Below are 21,263 nucleotides of genomic sequence, written 5' to 3' on the forward strand. Positions count from 1 at the left end.
CCGCTCCCCCGGCGGCCAGGCACAATCGGGGCATCATGACGTTGACCGAACGACTCCGCACCGCCACCGGCACCGACGGGTCACCCGATCCCGCCGAGCTGGTCGACACCTTCGCCGACTGGGCCTTCGACGAGCGGGGGCTGTCGCTGTACCCGGCGCAGGAGGAGGCGCTGCTGGAGCTGGTCACCGGGGCGAACGTCATCCTGTCCACCCCGACCGGGTCCGGGAAGTCGCTGGTGGCCATCGGGGCACACGCCGCGGCGCTGGCCCGCGGCGAGCGCACGTTCTACACCGCGCCGATCAAGGCCCTGGTCAGCGAGAAGTTCTTCGCGCTGTGCGAGGTCTTCGGTGCCGACGACGTCGGGATGCTGACCGGCGACGCCGCGGTGAACGAGAAGGCGCCGATCATCTGCTGCACCGCGGAGATCCTGGCGAACCTCGCGCTGCGCACCGGGTCGGGCGCCGACGTGGGCTCGGTCGTGATGGACGAGTTCCACTTCTACGCCGACCCGTCCCGCGGCTGGGCCTGGCAGGTCCCGATCGTCGAGCTCCCGCAGGCCCAGTTCCTGCTGATGAGCGCCACCCTGGGCGACACGTCGTTCTTCGCCGAGGACCTGACCCGGCGCACCGGGCGGGAGACCGCGGAGATCACCTCGGTGGACCGGCCCGTCCCGCTGCACTTCCGCTACGTCGTCGAACCGCTGCACGAGACGATCACCGAGCTGCTGGCGACGAAGGAGGCGCCGGTCTACGTCGTCCACTTCACCCAGCAGGCCGCCGTCGAGCGGGCGCAGGCGCTGATGAGCGTGAACGTGACCTCGAAGGAGGACAAGGCGGCGATCGCCGAGACGATCGGCGGGTTCCGCTTCACCTCCGGCTTCGGGCGGACGCTGTCGCGGTTGGTCCGGCACGGCATCGGGGTGCACCACGCCGGGATGCTGCCGCGCTACCGGCGGCTGGTGGAGACCCTGGCCCAGGCCGGGCTGCTCCGGGTCATCTGCGGCACCGACACCCTCGGAGTCGGGATCAACGTCCCGATCCGCACGGTGCTGTTCACCGCCCTGTCGAAGTACGACGGCCGTCGCGTCCGGCCGCTGAAGGCACGCGAGTTCCACCAGATCGCCGGGCGGGCCGGCCGCGCCGGCTACGACACGGTCGGGACCGTCGTCGCCCAGGCCCCCGAGCACGACATCGAGAACGCCAAGGCGCTGGCCAAGGCGGGCGACGACCCGAAGAAGCGCCGCAAGGTCTCGCGCAAGCAGCCGCCGGAGGGCTTCGTCGGCTGGTCCCAGGCGTCGTTCGAGAAGCTGCAGCAGGCCCGCCCGGAGGCTCTGACCAGTCACTTCGAGGTGACCCACGCGCTGCTGCTGAACGTCATCAGCCGCGGCGGCGACACCTACGCCGCGATGCGGCACCTGCTCACCGACAACCACGAACCGCGCACCCGCCAGCGCAGGCACATGCTGCGGGCGATCGCCATCTACCGGGCCCTGCGGACCTCCGGGGTCGTCGAGGAGTACGACGAGCCCGGCGCCAGCCGGCGCCGGGTGCGCATCGTCGACGAGCTGCAGCTGGACTTCGCCCTCAACCAGCCGCTGTCGCCGTTCGCACTGGCCGTGCTGGAGCTGCTCGACCAGGAGGCCCCCGACTACGCGCTCGACGTGCTCTCGGTGATCGAGTCGACGCTGGACGACCCACGGCAGATCCTGGCCGCCCAGCAGAACAAGGCCCGCGGCGAGGCGGTGGCCGCGATGAAGGCCGAGGGGCTGGAGTACGAGGAGCGGATGGCCCGCCTCGACGAGGTCACCCACCCCAAGCCGCTGGAGGAGATGCTGCAGGCGGCGCTGGAGACCTACCGCCGGGGCGCGCCGTGGATCAGCGACGCGACGCTGTCGCCGAAGTCCGTGGTCCGGGACATGAGCGAGCGCGCCATGACCTTCACCGAGTACGTCTCGCACTACCAGCTCGCCCGGTCCGAGGGGCTGGTCCTGCGCTACCTCGCCGACGCCTACCGCGCGCTGCGCCAGACGGTGCCCGAGCACGCGCGCACCGACGAGCTCGGCGACCTGATCGAATGGCTGGGTGAGCTGGTCCGCCAGACCGACTCCTCGCTGCTCGACGAGTGGGAGAAGCTCGCCGCCGGCGCCGACGTCGGGACCGAGGGTGCGGTCACCCCGCCCGGGGCGCAGATCTCCGTCTCCCCCACCGGCGTCACCGGCAATCCGCGGGCGTTCCGGGTCATGGTCCGCAACGCGCTGTTCCGCCGGGTCGAGCTGGCGGCGCTGGGCCGCTACGCCGAGCTGGGCGATCTCGACGCCGACGCCGGCTGGACCGCCGATCGGTGGCGGGAGGCGCTGGAGCCCTACTACGACCGGCACGACCGCATCGGCTTCGGCCCGGACGCCCGCGGCCCCGAGCTGTTCGACCTCACCGAGGAGTCCGACCGCTGGCTGGTCCGCCAGGTTCTCGACGACCCCGCGGGCGATCGGGACTGGGCGATCACCGCGGAGATCGATCTCGGCGCCTCGGACCAGGCCGGGACCGCCATCGTCTGGGTGACGGCGGTGACGGACGGATCCTGAACGGACGGACTTCGCCGCCAGGATGTAACCCGGACGGCCCCACCGGGTCGTTGTCATCGGTTACGGTGTGCGCGAGTACGGGGGTGGTACCTCCGCCGGGGACGAACGGGGGCGGTGGATGCAGCAGGCCGACGTCGCCGCTGCACGCGTCGATCACGGGCGCGCCCTCGTCGCGCACGGGCTCCCCACGGACGCCGCGCTGGCCGGTCCGTGGTCGGCCCAGCTGGCCCGGCGCTCGGTCTCCGGCGCCGCGGAGCTGCGTCCGCTGACCGACCGGCTCGCCGCCTGGATCCGGGAGTCCGCGCTCGCCGACCGGTTCGACCCCACGGTCCCCGCGGCGGTCGGGCGGGAGCTGATCCGGGCCCGGCTGACCGATCCGGCCTGCCTCGAGACGAGCCTGCAGCTCGTCGGCGCCCATCTCGAACCGGCCGCGGACACCGCCGCCCGGGTCCGGCGGATGGTCGCCGTGCAGGCGGCGTTCGCGCGCGGCTACACCGAGGCGACGCGGAACCAGGCGCTGGTCGAGCACGAGCAGGTGGCCCGGGCCGCGCTGGACGCCAGGGTGACCGCCGAGCGGGCCCGGCGGGAGTCGGAGTCCCGGTTCACCGCGATGTTCGAGTCCGCGGCCGTGGGCATCGTCATCTTCGACCCGTCGGGATGGTCGATCGAGGCGAACCAGGCCGCGGCCACCATGCTGGGCTACAGCCGCACCACCCTCGCCGGGATGGCCGTGCACGACTTCGTCTCCCGGGAGGAGGCGCCCGAGATCTGGGCGGAGCGCCCGCGGCTGCTGGACGGTTCACTGGACCGGCTGCGCATCATGCGCCCGCTGCGCCGTACGGACGGCGCCGAGATCTGGGTCGACGCCGTCGTCACGGCCCTGCGCGAGCCGGGCGGGGCCGCCCGGCTGCTGGTCGCGGTGCTCAGTGACGTCACCGAGTCGCGCGAGCTGCAGGACCGCCTGGAGTACCAGGCCCTGCACGACCCGCTGACCGAGCTGCCGAACCGGTCGCTGTTCTTCGGCCGGCTGTCGGAGTCGATCGAGCGCGACGCCGACGACGGTGCCCGCCCCGGCGTCTGCTACCTCGACCTCGACGGGTTCAAGGTCGTCAACGACACCCTCGGGCACCAGGCCGGTGACCAGCTGCTCGCGGTGCTCGCGCACCGGCTGCAGGCCGCGCTCGAACCGCACCTGGTCGCCCGTACCGGTGGCGACGAGTTCGTCGTGCTGGTCGAACGGAGCGCCGACCGGGCCGAGCTGGAGGAGATCGCCGGCCGGGCACTGGGGACGGTGCGCCGCCCGGTGCGGATCGACGGCCGCGACATCGTGATCTCGGCCAGCGTGGGCGTGGTGCGGCACGACGGCGAGCTCGGCCCGGACGAGCTGATGCGCGCCGCCGACACGACGCTCTACTCCGCCAAGCGCGCGGGCCGGGGCCGCTACGTGCTCTACGACCGCGAGCGGTACCGCTCCGACGTCCGGCGCTTCGAGCTGTCCTCGCAGATGCCCGAAGCGTTGCGACGCGACGACTTCCGGGTGGTCTACCAGCCGCTGGTGCGGTTGTCCGACGAGCAGACGGTCGGGGTCGAGGCCTTGGTGCGGTGGCAGCGCCCGGACGGCGAGCTGCTCGGCCCGGACCGGTTCATCCCGCTCGCCGAGGAGACCGGGCTGGTGGTGCCGCTCGGCAGACGGGTACTCGACGAGGCCTGCCGGCAGGGACGGCTGTGGGCCGACGCGAACCCGGAACAGCCGTTGCTGATCAGCGTGAACGTCGCCGCGCGGCAGATCGCCGAGTCCGATCTGGTCGCCGACGTCACCGCCACCCTGGAGCGGCACGGCTGGGAGCCGGGCCGGCTGCAGATCGAGCTGACCGAGTCCGATCTCATGGGTTCGCCGGGCCGGCCGCTGGCCACGCTGCGCGAGCTGGACCGGATGGGTGTCCGGATCGCGATCGACGACTTCGGCACCGGGTACTCGAACCTCGCCTACCTGCGGCACCTGCCGGTGCACGTGCTCAAGCTCGCCGGGCACTTCGTCGCCGGCCCGGCCGAGCGCGACGACGTGATCCTGCGGACCCTGATCTCGCTGGCCTCGGCGCTGGACATGGAGGTCACCGCGGAGGCGGTGGAGACCAGGGACCAGGCGGCCCGGCTGCGCGAGTACGGCTGCGCGAACGCCCAGGGCTGGTACTACGCCCCGGCGGTCGCCCCGGAACGGATCCCGGACCTCGTGCGGGACCCGTTCCTGCGCGACCTCTGACCGGCCGCCGGTCAGCCGGCGTTGCGCTCGTCGCGCCAGGCGATCCAGTCCCGCAGCAGGCCGAGGTCGTACCCGCCGTCGCCGTCCTGCGCGACGGTGAACAGGCGGACGCCCGCGTCGTACAGCTCGGGACCGGCCTCCCCGGGCGCGCCCCGGACCGCGGTGGACCGTTCGATCTCGGCCGGGTCGCGCCCGATGTCGCGGCAGTGCGCGTCGAGCACGCCGCACTTGTGGGCCACGGTCTCGGCGTCGCCGAACCCGTGCCAGATGGTGGCGTGCTCCGCGGTGTAGCGCAGGGTCTTGCGCTCGCCGCCGCCCCCGATCAGCACCGGGATGTCCCGGGTCGGTGCCGGGTTCAGCTTCGTCCAGCGGTCCCGGATCCGCGGCAGTGCCTGGGCCAGGTCCCGCAGCCGGCCGCCGGCGGTGCCGAACTCGTAGCCGTACTCGTCGTAGTCGCGCTCGAACCAGCCGGCGCCGATCCCGAGGATCAGCCGGCCACCGGAGATGTGGTCGACGGTGCGGGCCATGTCGGCGAGCAGCTCCGGGTTGCGGTAGCTGTTGCAGGTCACCAGCGCGCCGATCTCCACCCGGGAGGTGGCCTCGGCCCAGGCCCCCAGCATCGTCCAGCACTCGAAGTGCCTGCCGTCGGGCTCGCCGTAGAGCGGGAAGAAGTGGTCCCAGTTGAAGACGATGTCGGCGCCCGCCTCCTCGACGGCGGCGACGGTGCGCCGGATGTCGTCGTAGTCGGCGTGCTGGGGCTGCAGCTGGAGCCCGATCCGGACGGGACGCGAGTCGGTCATGCATCCATGGTGGTACGGGTTCAGATCCGCCGCAGCCCGGCGAGCACCCGGTCCATCAGCTCCAGGCTCGGCCCGTCCTCGGCGGAGGAGACGCCGTGCACCGTGAGCCGGCCCTCGGCCGCGAGGTCGTCGATCAGGACGCGGGCGACACCGAGGGGCACCCCGGCCAGTGCCGCCACCTCCGACACGGAGCGCGCCCGGGCGCACAGGGCCAGCACAGCAGCCCGCTCCCGGCTCTCCGGACGGGCCGGGCCGGGCCCGGGGCGCACCGAGACCAGCGTCTCGATCCGCAGCTCGCGCCGGACCCGGGTCCGGCCTCCGGTGAGCACGTACGGGCGCGCGGTGACCGTGCGCCCCACCGGGCCCGGATCGTCGGTCTCCGCAGCCGGTGGGCCGGTCCACCGGTCGGGCGGCGCACCGCCGGTCGTCACCGGTCCGGCCGGGACCGCGGTGTCCTCCGGCGGGGCCGGGACCTCGCCCGGGGTGCGGCCGGCCGGGGCGTCGGCGGCGCGGGCGCGGCGCGACCGGCGACGGCGGCGCGCGGAGTGCCCGCCGAACCGGGCCCCGGTCACGCCGACGAGGTCCTCCTCCGGTGCGGCCGGATCCGGTTCGTGCGCGGCGGGGACGTCCGGCGGATCGTCGGGCCCGGGGCCACGGTGGTCGTCCGGATCGGGAGCCTGCTGCGGGGCACCGAACCGGGCACCCGTCCGCCCGATCTCCGACCGTGCCATGCGCGTCCTCCGGGTGCTCGCCGTGCGGGTCGCCCCACGACGCGGAGATGACGATCATGGTCACGATCCGGATGCGGGGAGGCACACAGGGTGACTCCCCGGTACTACCGAGCGGTGTCGCCCGCGTGACGGCCGTGTGACGTGGGCCCGGTGGCGCGGGCGCTCGCCCGGCCGACGTCGTCCGGGCCGGTCCCGAGCACGCTGGTCCCGAACACCGATCCGGCGAACAGGCCGGCGACGGCGGCCGCGCCGGGGCCCGCGAGGAGGATCTCGGTCGTCCCGGCGGTGCGGGAGGGTGGACCGATGATCGCGGCGTCGCACACCGTCCACGGGCCGAGCAGGGCCGCGATCTCCCGCACGGTCCCGGGTGCGACCGTGTTGGCCTCCACGTAGAGCGGCGGCCCCCCGACCCGGTCGGCCAGGCCGGCGGCCACCTCCCGGGCCACGGCGAGCGCCGCGTCCGGCGGGCAGACCGACACGACGACGTCGGCGCGGCGGGCCAGCGCGCCGACGTCCGGGACGGCCACGAGATCGGCGATCTCGGCGCGTTTCGCGGTGGCATGGGTGCGGCCCGCGTCGGCCCAGATCACCGCCCCGGCCGTCGCGCGCAACGCGGTGCCGAGCGCGGCGCCCATCACCCCGGGATGCAGGATCCCGATCACCGGGCGGGGCGGCGGCAGCGGCGGACCGGACGGTGTCATGCGGCGATGATGCCCTCTCCCCCGGCCGGCCCGGTCAGGGGACTCGCACCGGCTCCCGGTCGTGCTCGCGGGCGTCGACCATCGTCAGGCCGGTGATCCGCCCGGCCAGGCCGGTGTGCGCCCGGGTGCGGACGAGCGCGACCAGGCTGACGAGCCCCCACAGCGTGCCGAGCAGTCCCAGCGCACCGGACGGGCCGGACAGCAGCAGCAACGCCCCGGTGCCGAGCAGCGCCCGCAGCAGCCGCCGGCCGCGGGGCGGCACGCCGCCGTCGGGGGTGGCGGGCCGCAAGCGGACCGCGCGCTGTCCGACCGTTCCGCCGTCGCCGATCATCGGGATCGCGAGGAACGCCAGCAGCGGCACCCAGAACCCGAGCGTCTGGTTCGCGCCGTCGAACCACTCCGGCAGCGGGCTCATGCCACCGGCCGCGGCCACCCCCAGCAGGACGGCGCCGAGCAGGATCCCGGCCGACCAGACGGCGAGCACGTCGCACAGCACGCCGAGCAGGCGACGGGACACGGTCACCGGCGCCGGGCGGTCGGGATCGACGACCGCGCCGTCGCGCCGGGGCCGCACCAGCGCGGCGAGCAGCCCGCCGAGCAGCGCCCCGGCCGTGTTCGCGATCAGGTCGTCGACGTCGGCGAGGCGGTAGGCACACGGGAACAGGAACCAGTTCCCGGTGAGCTGGGTGACCTCGATGAGCAGCGACACCCCCAGGCCGGCGGCGACCACGGTGCCGAGCGAGCGCCGGAACGGCCCGCGCAGCAGCCAGCCCAGCGGGGCGAACAGCGCGACGTTGAGCACGACCTGCTGGACCGCGGAGTTCGCCACCCAGGCCCGCGGGCCGGTGACCTCCTGCCGGGCGGACAGCCGGAGGATGTCCGCGACGAACTGGAACGGACGCGGCTGCAGGACGTCCTCGAGCGAGCGTCCGGCGCAGAACGAGGCGACGTCGTCGACACCGGGCAGCGGCAGCAGCGTGTAGCTCAGCAGGGCGAGCCCGTAGACCGGGATCGCCGCGACGACGAGCAGGTCGCGCGTCCCGAAGCCGCCGCGCCTGCGGTAGGACAGGGCGACGATCGGCACGAGCACGGCCAGCACGATCGCCGCCCCGATGCCGACGGCCAGCACGGCGGGGATGATCCGTTCGGTCACGGCTGCGGAACCTATCCGGTGGTGACCCGCCCCGTTCGGGCGACCGGGCGTTCACGCCCCCGGGCCGACATCCATCGCCGTGTGCGCACATCCGCACGAGCTGCGAGAGTGGGCGGGGAGGCGACGTGGCCGGTCCCGGGATGCCCGGGAGGGGGTGCGGGTGCGGCGCCGCCGTACGGCCGGATGCGCGGCCGCACGTCCGCGGAGAGGGGAGCACTCCATGCCCGACAATCGCGTCGTCGTCTACAAGGGGCCCGGCGAGGTCGCCGTCGAGTCGATCGACTACCCGAAGCTCGAACTGCCCGACGATGTCGTCGACGGCCTCGGCATCGCACGCAGGGCGCCGCACGCGGCGATCCTGAAGATCGTCACCACCAACATCTGCGGTTCCGACCAGCACATGGTCCGCGGCCGCACCACCGCCCCGGTCGGCCAGTCGCTCGGTCACGAGATCACCGGCGAGGTCGTGGAGGTCGGCGACGACGTGCTGTTCGCGAAGGTCGGCGACATCTGCTCGGTACCGTTCAACATCGCCTGCGGGCGCTGCCGGATGTGTGACGAGGGCAAGACCGGGGTCTGCCTGAACGTCAACCCGGCGCGGCCCGGTGCCGCCTACGGCTACGTCGACATGGGCGGCTGGATCGGCGGCCAGGCCGAGTACGTGATGGTCCCGTTCGCCGACTTCAACCTGCTGCGCTTCCCCGACCGGGACCAGGCCCTGGAGAAGATCCTGGACCTGACCATGCTCTCCGACATCTTCCCGACCGGTTACCACGGCGCGGTCACCGCCGGGGTCACGACCGGGTCGACCGTCTACGTCGCCGGGGCGGGCCCGGTGGGCCTGGCCGCGGCACACGCCGCGCAGCTGCTCGGAGCGGCCGCCGTCGTCGTGGGCGACATGATCCCCGAACGGCTGGCCCAGGCGCGCAGCTTCGGCTGCGAGACCGTCGACCTGTCCGCGGACGGGACCCTGCCCGAGCAGCTGGAGCAGTTGCTGGGCGAACCGGAGGTCGACGCCGCCGTCGACGCCGTCGGGTTCGAGGCGAGGGGGCACGGCAAGGACGCCGCGGAGGCCCCGGCGACCGTGCTGAACTCGGTCATGGAGGTCACCCGGGTCGGCGGCGGGCTCGGCATCCCCGGGCTCTACGTCACCGGCGACCCTGGCGCGGCGGACGACGGCGCCAAGGAGGGCACCCTGGGCGTGCGGATCGGGCTGGGCTGGGCCAAGTCGCACAGCCTCACCACCGGCCAGTGCCCGGTGAAGAAGTACAACCGCCGCCTGATGCAGGCCATCCTCTCCGGCCGGGCCGACATCGCGAAGGCGGTCAACGCCACGACCATCTCCCTGGACGACGCCCCGCGCGGCTACCAGGAGTTCGACGGCGGTGTGGCCCGCAAGTACGTCATCGACCCGCACGGGTCCGTTCCCGCCTGACCGTCCGGGCGCGCCGTGCCGATCGGCACGGCGCGCCCGAACGGCTCAGCCCAGGACGTCGAGGATCCGCTGCGCCGCCAGGGTCGGGGTGAGCCCGCCGCCCCGGACCTCCGCGGTGAGTGACGGGAGCTGCCCGGCGACGGCCGGGTCGCGCAGCACCCGGTCCATCAGCCGGTCGCGGACCATCTGCCACATCCACTCGACCTGCTGGTCGGCCCGCCGGGTCGCGAGCTCGCCACCGCGGTCGAGCGCGGCGCGGTGCTCGGTGACCTTGCCCCAGACCTTGTCCAGGCCCTTCCCGGTCTGGGCCGAGCACGACAGCACCGGCGCCCGCCACAGCGACGTGGTCGGCGTCATCATGTGCAGCGCACCGGCCAGCTCGCGGGCGGCGGCCCGCGCGTCCTGCTCGTGCGGCCCGTCCGCCTTGTTGACGGCGACCACGTCGGCCAGCTCCAGGATGCCCTTCTTGATCCCCTGCAGGGCGTCGCCGGTACGGGCGATGGTGAGGAACAGAAACGTGTCGACCATGCCGGCCACGGTCGTCTCGGACTGCCCGACACCGACCGTCTCCACCAGGACGACGTCGAACCCGGCGGCCTCCATCACCACCATCGTCTCCCGGGTCCGGCGGGCCACCCCGCCGAGCGTCCCGGCCGACGGCGACGGCCGGACGAACGCGTCCGGGTCGACCGCGAGCCGCGGCATCCGGGTCTTGTCGCCCAGGATCGAACCCCGCGTGCGGGTCGAGGACGGGTCGACGGCCAGCACCGCGACCCGGTGCCCGGCCGCGGTGAGCCGGGTGCCCATCGCCTCGATGAAGGTGGACTTCCCCACCCCCGGCACCCCGGAGATGCCGACCCGCACCGCCCGGCCCGCCTGCGGGGTGAGCTCCAGCAGCAGCTCCTGGGCCGCCTGCTGGTGATCCGGACGGCTGGACTCGACCAGGGTGATCGCGCGGGCCAGCAGCGTGCGGTCACCGGCGAGCACCCCGCGGGCGAGCGCCGCGGGGTCCGGCACCCGCCGCGGCGCGCGGGCCGGCGCGGGTGCGGGCTCGGCCACCGGCTCGGTGCTGCCCATCAGTCCGCGAACACGCTCCCCGGAGCGGCGGCCGCGTCGCCCTCGTCGTGGCCCAGGGCCACGGCGAGCTTGCCGAGCAGGTCGACGGCGGCCTCGGCGATCACCGTGCCCGGCGGGAAGACCGCCGCGGCGCCCATCTCCAGCAGCTCGGGCACGTCGGCCGGCGGGATCACGCCGCCGACGACCACCATGATGTCCTCGCGGCCCAGCTCGGCGAGCTCGCTGCGCAGCTCCGGGACCAGCGTGAGGTGCCCGGCGGCCAGCGAGCTGGCGCCGATCACGTGCACGTCGGACTCGACGGCCTGCTTGGCGACCTCGGCCGGGGTCTGGAACAGCGGCCCGACGTCGACGTCGAACCCGATGTCGGCGAACGCCGTCGCGATCACCTTCTGGCCGCGGTCGTGGCCGTCCTGGCCCATCTTGGCGACCAGGATCCGGGGCTGACGGCCCTCGTGCCCGGCGAAGTCGGAGACCAGCTCCCGGGCACGGTCGATCGCCGGGTTCTGCCCGGCCTCGGCGGAGTACACACCGGAGATGATGCGGATCTGACCGGCGTGGCGCCCGAACACCTTCTCCAGCGCGTCGGAGATCTCCCCGACGGTGGCCTTGTTCCGGGCGGCGTCGACGGCCAGGCCGAGCAGGTTGTCCGCGTCGTCGCGGCGGCCGCCCTCGGCGATCTTCTCGGCGACGCCGGTGAGCCGGCGCAGCGAGTCGTCGAGCGCCCGATCGTCACGTTCGGCCCGCAGGGTCCGCAGCTTCTCCAGCTGCTCGCGCCGCACGTTGGCGTTGTCGACCTTCAGCACGTCGATCTGCTCGTCGGCGGTCAGGGCGTACTTGTTCACGCCGATCACCGGCTGGCGGCCGGAGTCGATCCGGGCCTGGGTGCGTGCCGCGGCCTCCTCGACGCGCATCTTCGGGATGCCGGCGTCGATCGCGGCGGCCATGCCCCCGGCCGACTCGACCTCCTCGATGTGCGCCCAGGCCCGGCGCGCGAGGTCGTAGGTGAGCCGCTCGACGTAGTAGGAGCCGCCCCACGGGTCGACGACGTCCGTGGTGCCGGACTCCTGCTGCAGCAGCAGCTGGGTGTTGCGGGCGATCCGGGCGGAGAAGTCCGTCGGCAGGGCCAGCGCCTCGTCCAGCGCGTTCGTGTGCAGCGACTGGGTGTGCCCCTGGGTGGCCGCCATCGCCTCCACGCAGGTGCGGACGACGTTGTTGTAGACGTCCTGCGCGGTCAGCGACCAGCCGGAGGTCTGGGAGTGCGTCCGCAGCGACAGCGACTTCGCGTTCTGCGGTTCGAACCGGTTCACCAGCTTCGACCAGAGCAGGCGCGCCGCCCGCATCTTGGCGACCTCCATGAAGAAGTTCATGCCGATCGCCCAGAAGAAGCTCAGCCGCGGGGCGAACGTGTCGACGTCCAGCCCGGCGTCCACCCCCGCACGCAGGTACTCCACGCCGTCGGCGAGGGTGTAGGCGAGCTCCAGGTCGTTGGTCGCCCCCGCCTCCTGGATATGGTACCCGGAGATCGAGATCGAGTTGAACTTCGGCATGTTCGCCGAGGTGTAGCCGAAGATGTCGGAGATGATCTGCATCGACGGCTGCGGCGGGTAGATGTAGGTGTTGCGGACCATGAACTCCTTGAGGATGTCGTTCTGGATGGTCCCGGTCAGTGCCTTCGGGGCGACGCCCTGCTCCTCGGCGGCGACGATGTAGAGCGCGAGCACCGGCAGCACGGCGCCGTTCATCGTCATCGACACCGACATGCGGTCCAGCGGGATGCCGTCGAACAGCTGGCGCATGTCGAGGATCGAGTCGATCGCGACCCCGGCCATCCCGACGTCGCCGCCGACCCGCGGATGGTCGGAGTCGTAGCCCCGGTGGGTGGCCAGGTCGAACGCGATCGACAGGCCCTTCTGCCCGGCGGCGAGGTTGCGCCGGTAGAACGCGTTGGACTCGGCGGCGGTGGAGAACCCGGCGTACTGCCGGACCGTCCACGGCTGGTTGGTGTACATCGTCGGGTACGGCCCGCGCAGGTACGGGGTGATGCCCGGGTAGGTGCCGAGGAAGTCCAGGCCGTCGAGGTCGCGCGCGGTGTAGAGCGGCCGCACGCCGATGCCCTCCGGCGCGTCCCAGGTCGGCGCGCTGCCGGTCCAGCCGGTCGACGGCGTCGTCGCCGACCGCAGCGGGACCTCGGTGAAGTCGGGGATGCCGGTCACTTCGATCCCTCCCGGGCGTCTGCGTCGAGTGCGGTGTGGACGTCGTCGAGGACCGCGAGGGCGTCGCACCCGGCGTACAGGTAGCCGTCCACGCCGGGCACCTCCTCCTTCGGCCGGCCCGCCAGCAGGATGCGGGTCGCGCCGGCCGCGCGCAGTGCGGCCGCGGCCGGTTCGGCCCGTTCGGCGTAGAGCGTGTCGGACGAGCAGAGCACCGCGACCGTCGTGCCGGTCCCGCGGAACGCCTCGGCGACGTCCTCTGCCGTCTCCGTCGGCCCCGCCTCGGTCGCGTCGATCCCGCCGGCGCCGAGCAGGTTGCGGGTGAACCCGGCGCGGGCGGTGTAGGTGGCGAGCGGACCGAGCGTCGCCAGGAACACGGTGGGCAGGGAGCCCGTCTGCGCCCGGACGGCGTCCGCCCGGTCCCGGTGGACCTCGTAGGCCGCGGCCGGCCGGTACACTGGGAGGCCGCCGTCGTCCTCGGGCGCGCGCCGGGCCCGCTCGACGGGCTTCTCGTGCAGGTCGGGGAACTCCGAGACCCCGGTGAGCGGGGTCTTCCGGCGGGCGACGTCGGACTCGCGCCGGGCCCGCACGGCGGCGGTCCGCTCGGCGAGCAGCCCGGACTCCAGCGCCGCGACCGCTCCCCCGGCCCCCTCGATCTCCTGGAAGAACTCCCACGCGGCCCGCGCGAGGTCGTCGGTGAGGTGCTCGACGTACCAGGAGCCGCCGGCCGGGTCGATCACCCTGGCGAGGTGCGACTCCTCGATGAGCAGGCTCTGGGTGTTGCGCGCGATCCGCCGGGAGAACGGCTCGGCGGCGCCGATCGCGGCGTCGAACGGGGGGACGGTGACCGCGTCGGCCCCGCCGACGCCCGCGGCGAACCCGGCGACGGTGGAGCGGAGCATGTTCACCCACGGGTCCCGGCGGGAGAACAGCGCCTCGGCGACCACCGCGTGCTGACGCTGCGGCACGTCCGTGGTGCCGCTGGCCTCCAGCACCCGGGCCCACAGCAGGCGGGCGGCGCGCAGCTTCGCGATCGTCGGGAACTGCTCGGGGGTGGCCGCGAAGCGGAACTCCATGACCCGGGCCGCCGCGGCGACCTCCAGCCCGCCCGCGACGAGCGCCCGCAGGTGGGCGACGCCGGCCGCCAGCGACCAGCCCAGCTCCTGGGCGTCGGAGCCACCGGCCGAGCGGACGACGGTCGCGTCCACGGTCACGGCACGCACGAGCGGGAAACTCCCCGCCACCCGCCGGGCGACCTCCACGACCTCGGCCGGGTCGCCGGAGCCGGAGCCGGTGCGGGCCCGCTGCGCGATCGGGTCGAGCCCGAGCGAGCCGAGCAGGTCGGCGTCCTCGACGCCGGTGCCCGCGGCGAGGTCGAGATAGGCGTTCGCGGCCCCGGCGGCGCCCGCACCCGGGGTGTCCAGCGCGACCCCGGCCAGGTCGAGGTGCACCCCCTCCAGGGTCCGGTCCAGGTCGTCGACCGCGATCCCGCCGGGACCGACCCGCAGCCAGATCGAGCCGACCCCGCACTCCAGATCGGCGAGGATCGCCTCGCGGACCGCCGCCGGGTCCGTACCGGTGTGCCGCTGCCGGATGTCCCAGCCCTCCGGGACGTGGCCGTCGGCCAGCGCTCCCCGGGTGTACGGCCAGCTGCCCGGCACCCCGGGGTCGGGCAGGTCGCGGACGTCCTCGGCGGCGTAGAGCGGCGCCACCCGGATGCCGTCGGCGGAGGTGCGGGTGAGCGCCTCGACCCCGGCGCCGGGCGCGGCGCCCTCGGGGATGCGGCCGCCCTTGCGGACGACGGCGTCGGCGGCCGCGGTCCACTGCTCCCGGGTGACCGGGTCGAACGCACCGGCCAGCACCAGGTCGTCGGGCTCCGGCGGGCCGTCCGGGTCGGGTGCCTGGTCGGTCATGCGATCTCCTCACCGGTCCGCGGCTGGCGTCGTCGCCTGCCCGGCTCCGGGCCTGCACCCGGCGCCGAGGGTTGCCGGAAGTGTAGAGAGCCGGACCGCCCGGCGAGGGCGCGCCGTGGTGTGACGTGTACCGGGTGTGAGCGAACCGACCGCCGCCGGCCCGCACGACCCCGCCCGCCGCGCGACGACGGCGTGCCGCTCGATCGGCGGCGAGTCCGACCTCACGCCCGACACTCTTCTACTTCGTGTAGAACTACTACTGGACGTAGAACTTCGCGGAGGGCGGATCACCATGGACGCGCTCGACCTGGCCCGGTGGCAGTTCGGGATCACGACGATCTACCACTTCCTGTTCGTCCCGCTGACGATCGGCCTGTCGGTCGTCGTCGCCGCGCTGCAGACCGCCTGGTTCCGCACCGGCCGCACCGAGTACCTGCGGGCCACGAAGTTCTTCGGCAAGCTCTTCCTGATCAACTTCGCGATGGGCGTGGTCACCGGGATCGTCCAGGAGTTCCAGTTCGGGATGAACTGGAGCACCTACTCCACGTTCGTCGGCGACGTGTTCGGCGCCCCGCTGGCGATGGAGGCCTTGATCGCCTTCTTCCTGGAGTCCACCTTCATCGGGCTGTGGATCTTCGGCTGGGACCGGCTGCGCCGCGGCGTGCACCTGGCCTGCATCTGGGCCGCCGCACTCGGGTCGAACCTGTCGGCCTACTTCATCCTCGCGGCGAACGCCTGGATGCGGAACCCGGTCGGCTACGAGGTCGACGAGGCCACCGGGCGGGCCCGGCTCACCGACATCGGCGCCGTGCTGGCGAACCCGCAGGCCTGGTCGACCTACCTGCACGTGGTGGCGGCGGCGTTCGTCATCGCCGGGCTCTTCGTCGCGGCGGTGAGCGCCTGGAAGCTGCGGCCCGGACAGGGCACCGCGGCGCACCCCGGGGACCACGAGCTGTTCCGCACGAGCCTGCGCGCCGGGTTCCTGGTCACCGTCGTCGCGGGGGCGATGGTGGTCGGCTCCGGGGACCACCAGGCCAAGCTCGCCGCCACCCACGAGCCGATGAAGCTGGCCGCGGCGGAGGCGCTCTGGCAGACCGAGGAGTCCGCCGGGTTCTCGCTGTTCGCCGTCGGCGACGTCCAGGGCAGCCGCAACCACATCAACGTCCAGGTGCCGGGGGTGCTCAGCTTCCTCGCCACCGGCGACCCGTGGGGCCCCGTGCAGGGCATCGAGAACGTCCAGGCCCAGTACGAGATCCTCTACGGCCCCGGGGACTACCGGCCGAACATCGCCGTCCTCTACTGGTCGTTCCGCCTGATGATGGGTCTCGGCCTGGCGGGCATCGGCGTCGGTGTCCTCGGTCTGTGGCTGACCCGCCGCGGGCGTCTGCCGGCCCGGCGCTGGATGTACCTCGTCGTCGTGGCCGCGCTGCCGGCGGCACTGGTCGGCAACATCTGCGGCTGGATCCTCACCGAGATGGGCCGCCAGCCCTGGACCGTGCACGGCGAGCTGCTGACGGCGGCGAGCGTCTCCCCCGGTGTCGGCCTCGGCCAGGTCGCCTTCTCCCTCGCCTCGTTCACCGTGCTCTACGGCGTGCTCGCCGTCGTCGAGGTGGGGCTGCTGTTCCGCTACGTGACAGCCGGACCGGCCGCCGCGCTGCCGTACACCGATCCCGAGTCCGATCCCGAGTCCGACGCCGGCCGCCGCACGCCGGCGTTCAGTTACTAGGAGCGCGTGATGGATCTGCCCACCGTCTGGTTCCTGGCCGTGGCCGTCCTCTGGACCGGCTACCTGGTCCTCGAGGGCTTCGACTTCGGGGTCGGGATGCTCGTCCGTGCCGTCGGCCGCGAGGAGGAGGACCGGGAGACCGCGCTCGGCGCGATCGGCCCGGTCTGGGACGGCAACGAGGTGTGGCTGATCGCGGCCGTCGGCGCCATGTTCGCGGCCTTCCCCGCCTGGTACGCCGCCACCCTGTCCGGCCTCTACGTCCCGGTGCTGCTCGTGCTGCTGGCGCTGATCGTCCGCGGGGTCGGGCTGGAGTACCGGCACAAGCGCGACGACGACGCGTGGAAGCGCCGGTGGGACATCGGCATCGGCATCGGCTCGCTGGTACCCGCGTTCCTGTGGGGCGTGGTGCTGGCGAACCTCGTCCGCGGCCTGCCGACCGTCGCCTCCGCACCGGGCAACGGCGCGAACACCGTCGTGACCGCGTCCCTGCCCGACCTCCTCAACGGGTACGCGCTGCTGGGCGGCGTCGTCACCACGGCCCTGTTCCTGCTGCACGGCGCCGTGTTCCTGGCGCTGAAGACCGACGGCCCCGTCCGCTTCCGCGCCCGCCGGATCGCGACCCTCGCGGTGCTGCCGGTTCTGGTGCTGACGGTGGCCTTCCTGATCGCCACGCTCGCCCTGCGCGATCCGTCCTGGACCACCCCGGTGGCCGGGGCATCGGGGCTGGCGCTGGCTCTCGCCGGGTTCGCCCTCCTCCTGCACCGGGAGGGCTGGGCGTTCACCGCCACCGCCACCGCGGTCGGCGGGCTGTCGGTGGTCCTGTTCGGGCAGCTGCACCCCGAGCTGCTCGTCTCGACCACCGACCCGGCGCAGACCCTGACGGTGGCGAACGCGGCGTCCGCGCCGTACACGCTGACCGTGATGAGCTGGATCGCGCTGGTGTTCCTCCCGCTCGTGCTCGCCTACCAGAGCTGGAGCTACTGGGTGTTCCGGCGCCGGCTCGGCGGCGGCCCCACCACCCCGGCCGGACCGGCCACGACGGGCTCCCCCGCCGTCCCGTCGCCGAGATGAGCACGCGCCCGCCCGCGGCCGGCGGCCCTCCGGTCGATCCGCGGTTGCTGCGCACGGCGAGCGCCGTGCGGGCCCAGCTCGTCGTCGCCGCGGTGTGCGGGGTGGCCGCGACCGGGCTGATCCTGGCCCAGGCCTGGCTCGTCTCCCGGGTGATCGCCGGGGCGACGCCGTCCTGGTCGCTCACCGGCGGTGCCCCGCAGGCACCGGGCGCGGGGCTCGACGTCCTGCTGCCGCTCGTCGCCGCCGTCGCCGGGGTGGCGCTCGCCAGGGCGGTCCTGGCCTACGGGGCCGAGGCGGCCGCCCTGGCCGGGGCGGCCCGGGCCAAGTCCCAGCTCCGGATGCGGCTGGTCCGGGCCTTGGCGGTGCGGCCGCCGGACCCGGCACGGTCCACCGGCGAGATCGTCACCCTCACCACGCGCGGGCTCGACGCCCTCGACGACTACTTCGCGCGCTACCTGCCGCAGCTCGTCCTCGCGGTGCTGGTGCCGGTCGCGGTGCTGGTCGTGGTCGGCGGGGCCGACTGGATCTCCGCGGTCGTCATCGGCGTCACCCTGCCGCTGATCCCGGTGTTCATGGCGCTGGTCGGCATGCACACCAGGGCCCGCACCGAGCGGCAGTGGTGGCTGCTGTCGCGGCTCGGCGGCCACTTCCTCGACGTCGTGCAGGGCCTGTCGACGCTCGCGCTGTTCCGGCGGGCCGGCGTCGTCGCCGGGAAGGTCCGCGAGACCACCGACGAGCACCGGCGGGCCACCATGGGGACGCTGCGGGTGGCGTTCCTGTCCGCGTTCGTGCTGGAACTGGTCGCGACGCTCGCCGTCGCGCTGGTCGCCGTCGAGGTCGGCCTGCGGCTGCTCTACGGCGATCTCGACTACGCGACCGCGCTGTTCGTCCTGGTCCTCGCGCCGGAGGCGTACCTGCCGCTGCGCGAGGTCGGCGCCCGGTTCCACGCCAGCATGGAGGGCGTCGCCGCCGCTCGGCAGGTGTTCGCCGAGCTGGACCGCCCGGCCGGCGGCGCCACCGGCGGACGGACCGCTCCACCGCCCGCGTCCGGCGCCGGGCGGGGACTGGACGTCGCGGACCTGCGGGTGCGCTACCCGGGCGCGGCGGACGACGCGCTCGCCGGGCAGTCACTGACCGTGCGGCCCGGGGAGTCGGTGCTGCTGACCGGCCCCTCCGGTGCCGGGAAGTCGACGCTGTTCGGCGTGCTGCTCGGCGCCGTCGCGGCCACCGGCGGGACCGTGCACGTCGACGGGGCACCGCTCGACGAGCTCGACCAGGACGCCTGGCGGCGCACCGTGGCCTGGGTACCGCAGCACCCGCACCTGTTCGCCGCGTCGGTGGCCGACAACGTCCGTCTCGGCGTGCCCGACGCCTCCGACGCCGCCGTCCGTGCGGCCGGCCGGCGCGCCGGACTCGGCGCCGTCGTCGAACGCCTGCCCCGGGGCTGGGACACCCCGCTCGGCGAGCGCGGTGCGCAGCTGTCCTCCGGGGAACGCCAGCGGGTGGCGCTGGCCAGGGCGTTCCTCCGGGACGCCCCGCTGGTCCTGCTCGACGAGCCGACGGCGCACCTCGATCCGGACTCGGCCGCGCAGGTCCGTGCCGCCGCGGCCGACCTGCTCCGCGGGCGGACCGCGCTCGTCGTGGCCCACGACGACGGGTGGGCCGCCGTCACCGACCGCGTCGTGCGGGTCGGCCGGGCCGGGCGGGTCACCGCCGGGAGCACACCGTGAGCGGGCACCCCGCCCCCACCGCGCCCCGCGGAGCGTGGTCCCTCGCGGCGGACGTCCTCCGGCCCCGGCTGCGGGGTGTGCTCGGCGGCGCGGTGCTGGGTGCGCTGGCGACGCTCTGCGGTGCGGGGCTGCTCGCACTCGCGGCGTGGCTGCTGGCGACCGCCGCCCAGCACCCGTCGGTGACGGCGCTGTCGGTGGCCGTCGTCCTCACCAGGGCGCTCGGCGTCGGCCGCGGCGTCACCCGCTACGCCGAGCGGCTGGTCGGGCACGACGCGGCGCTGCGGGCGCTGGCCGACCTGCGCGGCCGGGTCTACGCCCGGCTCGCCGCCACCGAGCCGGTCCGCCGGTTCTCCGCGGGGGACCTGGTGTCGCGGCTGGTCACCGACACCGACTCGGTGCAGGACCTGGTGGTGCGCGCCGCCGTCCCGGTCGTCGCCGCGGCGCTCGCCGGGTCGGGCGCCGTGCTGCTGGCGACCGTGCTGCTGGTGCCCGGCGGGGCGTTGCTCGCCGGTGGCCTGCTCGTCGCCGGGGTCGCGGTGCCCGCACTCACCGCGGCCCTGTCCCGGGGCCCGGCCGCGCGGGCCGCCCGGGCCCGCACCGAACTCTCGGCCGGGCTGGTCGACCTGCTCGACGGCGCAGCGGAGCTGTTCGCCAACGGCGCCACCGGCGACGCCGTCCGGGCCGTCGAGCGGGCCGACGCCGAGCTGACCCGCACCGCCCGCCGGGACGCCGCCCTGCTCGGTCTCGGCGCCGGTTCGGGGGCCCTCGTCGCCGGGCTCACCGTGGCCGCGACGCTGCTGCTCGGCGTGGCCGCCGTCGACGCGGGCACCCTGGCGGCCGTGCCGCTGGCGGTGCTCGTCCTCACCGCGCTCGCCGCGTTCGAGGTCGTCGCGCCGCTGCCGGCCGCCGCGGCCCGGCTCGCCACCGTGCGGGCGGGGCTGTCCCGGCTGGTCCCGGTGCTGGGTGCGGCCCCGGCCGTCGCGCACCGCGAGCCCGCCGACGAGCCGCTGCCCGGCCACGGCGACCTGCGGATCCGCGGCCTCACCGTCGCCCACCCCGGGCCCGGCGGCGCACCGGGCCGCGCCGTGCTCCGGGATCTCGACCTGGACCTCCCGGCGGGCGCCCGGGTCGCGCTCGTCGGGGCCAGCGGTTCCGGCAAGTCGACGCTGGCCGCGGTGCTGTTCCGCTTCCTCGACCCGCGCTCCGGCACGGTGACCCTCGGCGGGCAGGACCTGCTCCGGCGACCGCCAGCGCAGGTCAGGGCCGTGATCTCCGGGGTCCCGGCCGACCCGCACGTGTTCGACTCCACGGTGCGGGAGAACCTGCGGCTCGCCGTGCCCGGGGACGCCGACCCGCCCACCGACGAGGCCCTGGGCGCCGTACTGCGCCGGGTCGGTCTCGGCGACCTGGACCTCGACCACGCCGTCGGCGCGCACGGGACGCGGCTCTCCGGCGGCATGCGGCGGCGGCTCGCGCTGGCCAGGGCGCTGCTCGTCGACCCGGCCGTGCTCGTCCTCGACGAGCCGACCGCGCATCTCGACCCGGACACCCGCGACGCCGTCCTCGACGACCTGCTGGCCGCGACGACCGGACGCTCGGTCCTGCTCATCACGCACGACCCGGCCGTCCTGGACCGGATGGACGCGGTGCACGTCCTGCGCGACGGACGGGTCCGGAGCTGAGGCCAGGGGTTGGCGGCGGACTGCTCCGAACCGACGCCTACCCTGCTCCGAACACCGGAGTGCGGCTCCCGGCTCCGGCCGAATCCCGCTCTCAGGCAGATCACAGGAGTCCGCTGCCACTCTGAGTGCGGCCATCGGGTGACACGGTCCCGCCGGATGGTCGCGAACTGTCGACGACCGTGTCAGAACGTG

At 74.4% G+C, this 21,263-nt stretch carries 14 protein-coding genes; 7 read left to right on the plus strand and 7 right to left on the minus strand.

What is annotated here, in order from left to right; all coding sequences use genetic code 11:
- The first annotated feature begins 35 nt into the window (after positions 1-35).
- On the plus strand, positions 36-2,582 hold the full coding sequence (locus tag AFB00_RS26420; RefSeq protein ID WP_068799424.1) for a DEAD/DEAH box helicase: 2,547 nt from the start codon (positions 36-38) through the stop codon (positions 2,580-2,582).
- A gap of 118 nt (positions 2,583-2,700) precedes the next feature.
- Complete coding sequence (locus tag AFB00_RS26425; protein WP_156819734.1) at positions 2,701-4,842, plus strand: putative bifunctional diguanylate cyclase/phosphodiesterase; 2,142 nt, start codon at positions 2,701-2,703, stop codon at positions 4,840-4,842.
- A gap of 11 nt (positions 4,843-4,853) precedes the next feature.
- Here AFB00_RS26425 and AFB00_RS26430 read toward each other — a convergent pair whose 3' ends face one another.
- The 4 genes from AFB00_RS26430 to AFB00_RS26445 all read right to left on the minus strand — a co-directional run bounded on the left by AFB00_RS26430 (position 4,854) and on the right by AFB00_RS26445 (position 8,227).
- Positions 4,854-5,642 (minus strand): LLM class F420-dependent oxidoreductase, encoded by a 789-nt coding sequence (locus tag AFB00_RS26430; protein WP_068799425.1) that lies wholly within the window; start codon positions 5,640-5,642, stop codon positions 4,854-4,856.
- 20 nt (positions 5,643-5,662) lie between these two features.
- On the minus strand, positions 5,663-6,373 hold the full coding sequence (locus AFB00_RS26435) for a DUF742 domain-containing protein (RefSeq protein ID WP_083275848.1): 711 nt from the start codon (positions 6,371-6,373) through the stop codon (positions 5,663-5,665).
- A gap of 104 nt (positions 6,374-6,477) precedes the next feature.
- On the minus strand, positions 6,478-7,074 hold the full coding sequence (locus tag AFB00_RS26440) for an NAD(P)-dependent oxidoreductase (protein WP_068799426.1): 597 nt from the start codon (positions 7,072-7,074) through the stop codon (positions 6,478-6,480).
- Positions 7,075-7,108: 34 nt separating this feature from the next.
- On the minus strand, positions 7,109-8,227 hold the full coding sequence (locus AFB00_RS26445; protein WP_068799427.1) for a VanZ family protein: 1,119 nt from the start codon (positions 8,225-8,227) through the stop codon (positions 7,109-7,111).
- 220 nt (positions 8,228-8,447) lie between these two features.
- Between AFB00_RS26445 and fdhA the strand changes: the two genes are divergently transcribed.
- Positions 8,448-9,662, plus strand: a complete 1,215-nt coding sequence (fdhA, locus tag AFB00_RS26450; RefSeq protein ID WP_068799428.1) for a formaldehyde dehydrogenase, glutathione-independent — start codon at positions 8,448-8,450, stop codon at positions 9,660-9,662.
- Between the two features lie 45 nt (positions 9,663-9,707).
- Here fdhA and meaB read toward each other — a convergent pair whose 3' ends face one another.
- Genes meaB through AFB00_RS26465 form a run of 3 tightly spaced genes read right to left on the minus strand, consistent with a single transcriptional unit; the run spans position 9,708 to position 14,862 of the window.
- Positions 9,708-10,739 carry a methylmalonyl Co-A mutase-associated GTPase MeaB gene (gene meaB, locus AFB00_RS26455; RefSeq protein ID WP_068799429.1) on the minus strand — a complete coding sequence of 344 codons (1,032 nt, stop codon included), beginning with the start codon at positions 10,737-10,739 and terminating at the stop codon, positions 9,708-9,710.
- Positions 10,739-12,952, minus strand: a complete 2,214-nt coding sequence (gene scpA / locus AFB00_RS26460) for a methylmalonyl-CoA mutase (RefSeq protein WP_197519666.1) — start codon at positions 12,950-12,952, stop codon at positions 10,739-10,741. The genes meaB and scpA overlap by 1 nt, the downstream gene beginning before the upstream one ends.
- Positions 12,949-14,862 (minus strand): methylmalonyl-CoA mutase family protein, encoded by a 1,914-nt coding sequence (locus AFB00_RS26465; RefSeq protein ID WP_068799430.1) that lies wholly within the window; start codon positions 14,860-14,862, stop codon positions 12,949-12,951. The genes scpA and AFB00_RS26465 overlap by 4 nt, the downstream gene beginning before the upstream one ends.
- A gap of 292 nt (positions 14,863-15,154) precedes the next feature.
- On the opposite strand from AFB00_RS26465, the gene AFB00_RS26470 reads away from it, so the two are divergent.
- Genes AFB00_RS26470 through cydC form a run of 4 tightly spaced genes read left to right on the plus strand, consistent with a single transcriptional unit; the run spans position 15,155 to position 21,071 of the window.
- The gene (locus AFB00_RS26470; RefSeq protein WP_068799431.1) at positions 15,155-16,588 is read left to right on the plus strand and encodes a cytochrome ubiquinol oxidase subunit I; all 1,434 of its coding nucleotides are present in this window, start codon (positions 15,155-15,157) and stop codon (positions 16,586-16,588) included.
- Between the two features lie 9 nt (positions 16,589-16,597).
- Positions 16,598-17,659 (plus strand): cytochrome d ubiquinol oxidase subunit II, encoded by a 1,062-nt coding sequence (cydB, locus tag AFB00_RS26475; RefSeq protein WP_068799432.1) that lies wholly within the window; start codon positions 16,598-16,600, stop codon positions 17,657-17,659.
- The gene (cydD, locus tag AFB00_RS26480; RefSeq protein WP_068799433.1) at positions 17,656-19,389 is read left to right on the plus strand and encodes a thiol reductant ABC exporter subunit CydD; all 1,734 of its coding nucleotides are present in this window, start codon (positions 17,656-17,658) and stop codon (positions 19,387-19,389) included. Before cydB ends, cydD begins: the two co-directional genes overlap by 4 nt.
- On the plus strand, positions 19,386-21,071 hold the full coding sequence (gene cydC / locus AFB00_RS26485; RefSeq protein WP_083276162.1) for a thiol reductant ABC exporter subunit CydC: 1,686 nt from the start codon (positions 19,386-19,388) through the stop codon (positions 21,069-21,071). Before cydD ends, cydC begins: the two co-directional genes overlap by 4 nt.
- Positions 21,072-21,263 lie beyond the last annotated feature (192 nt).

The sequence above is a fragment of the Pseudonocardia sp. HH130630-07 genome (assembly GCF_001698125.1).
GTDB lineage: Bacteria > Actinomycetota > Actinomycetes > Mycobacteriales > Pseudonocardiaceae > Pseudonocardia.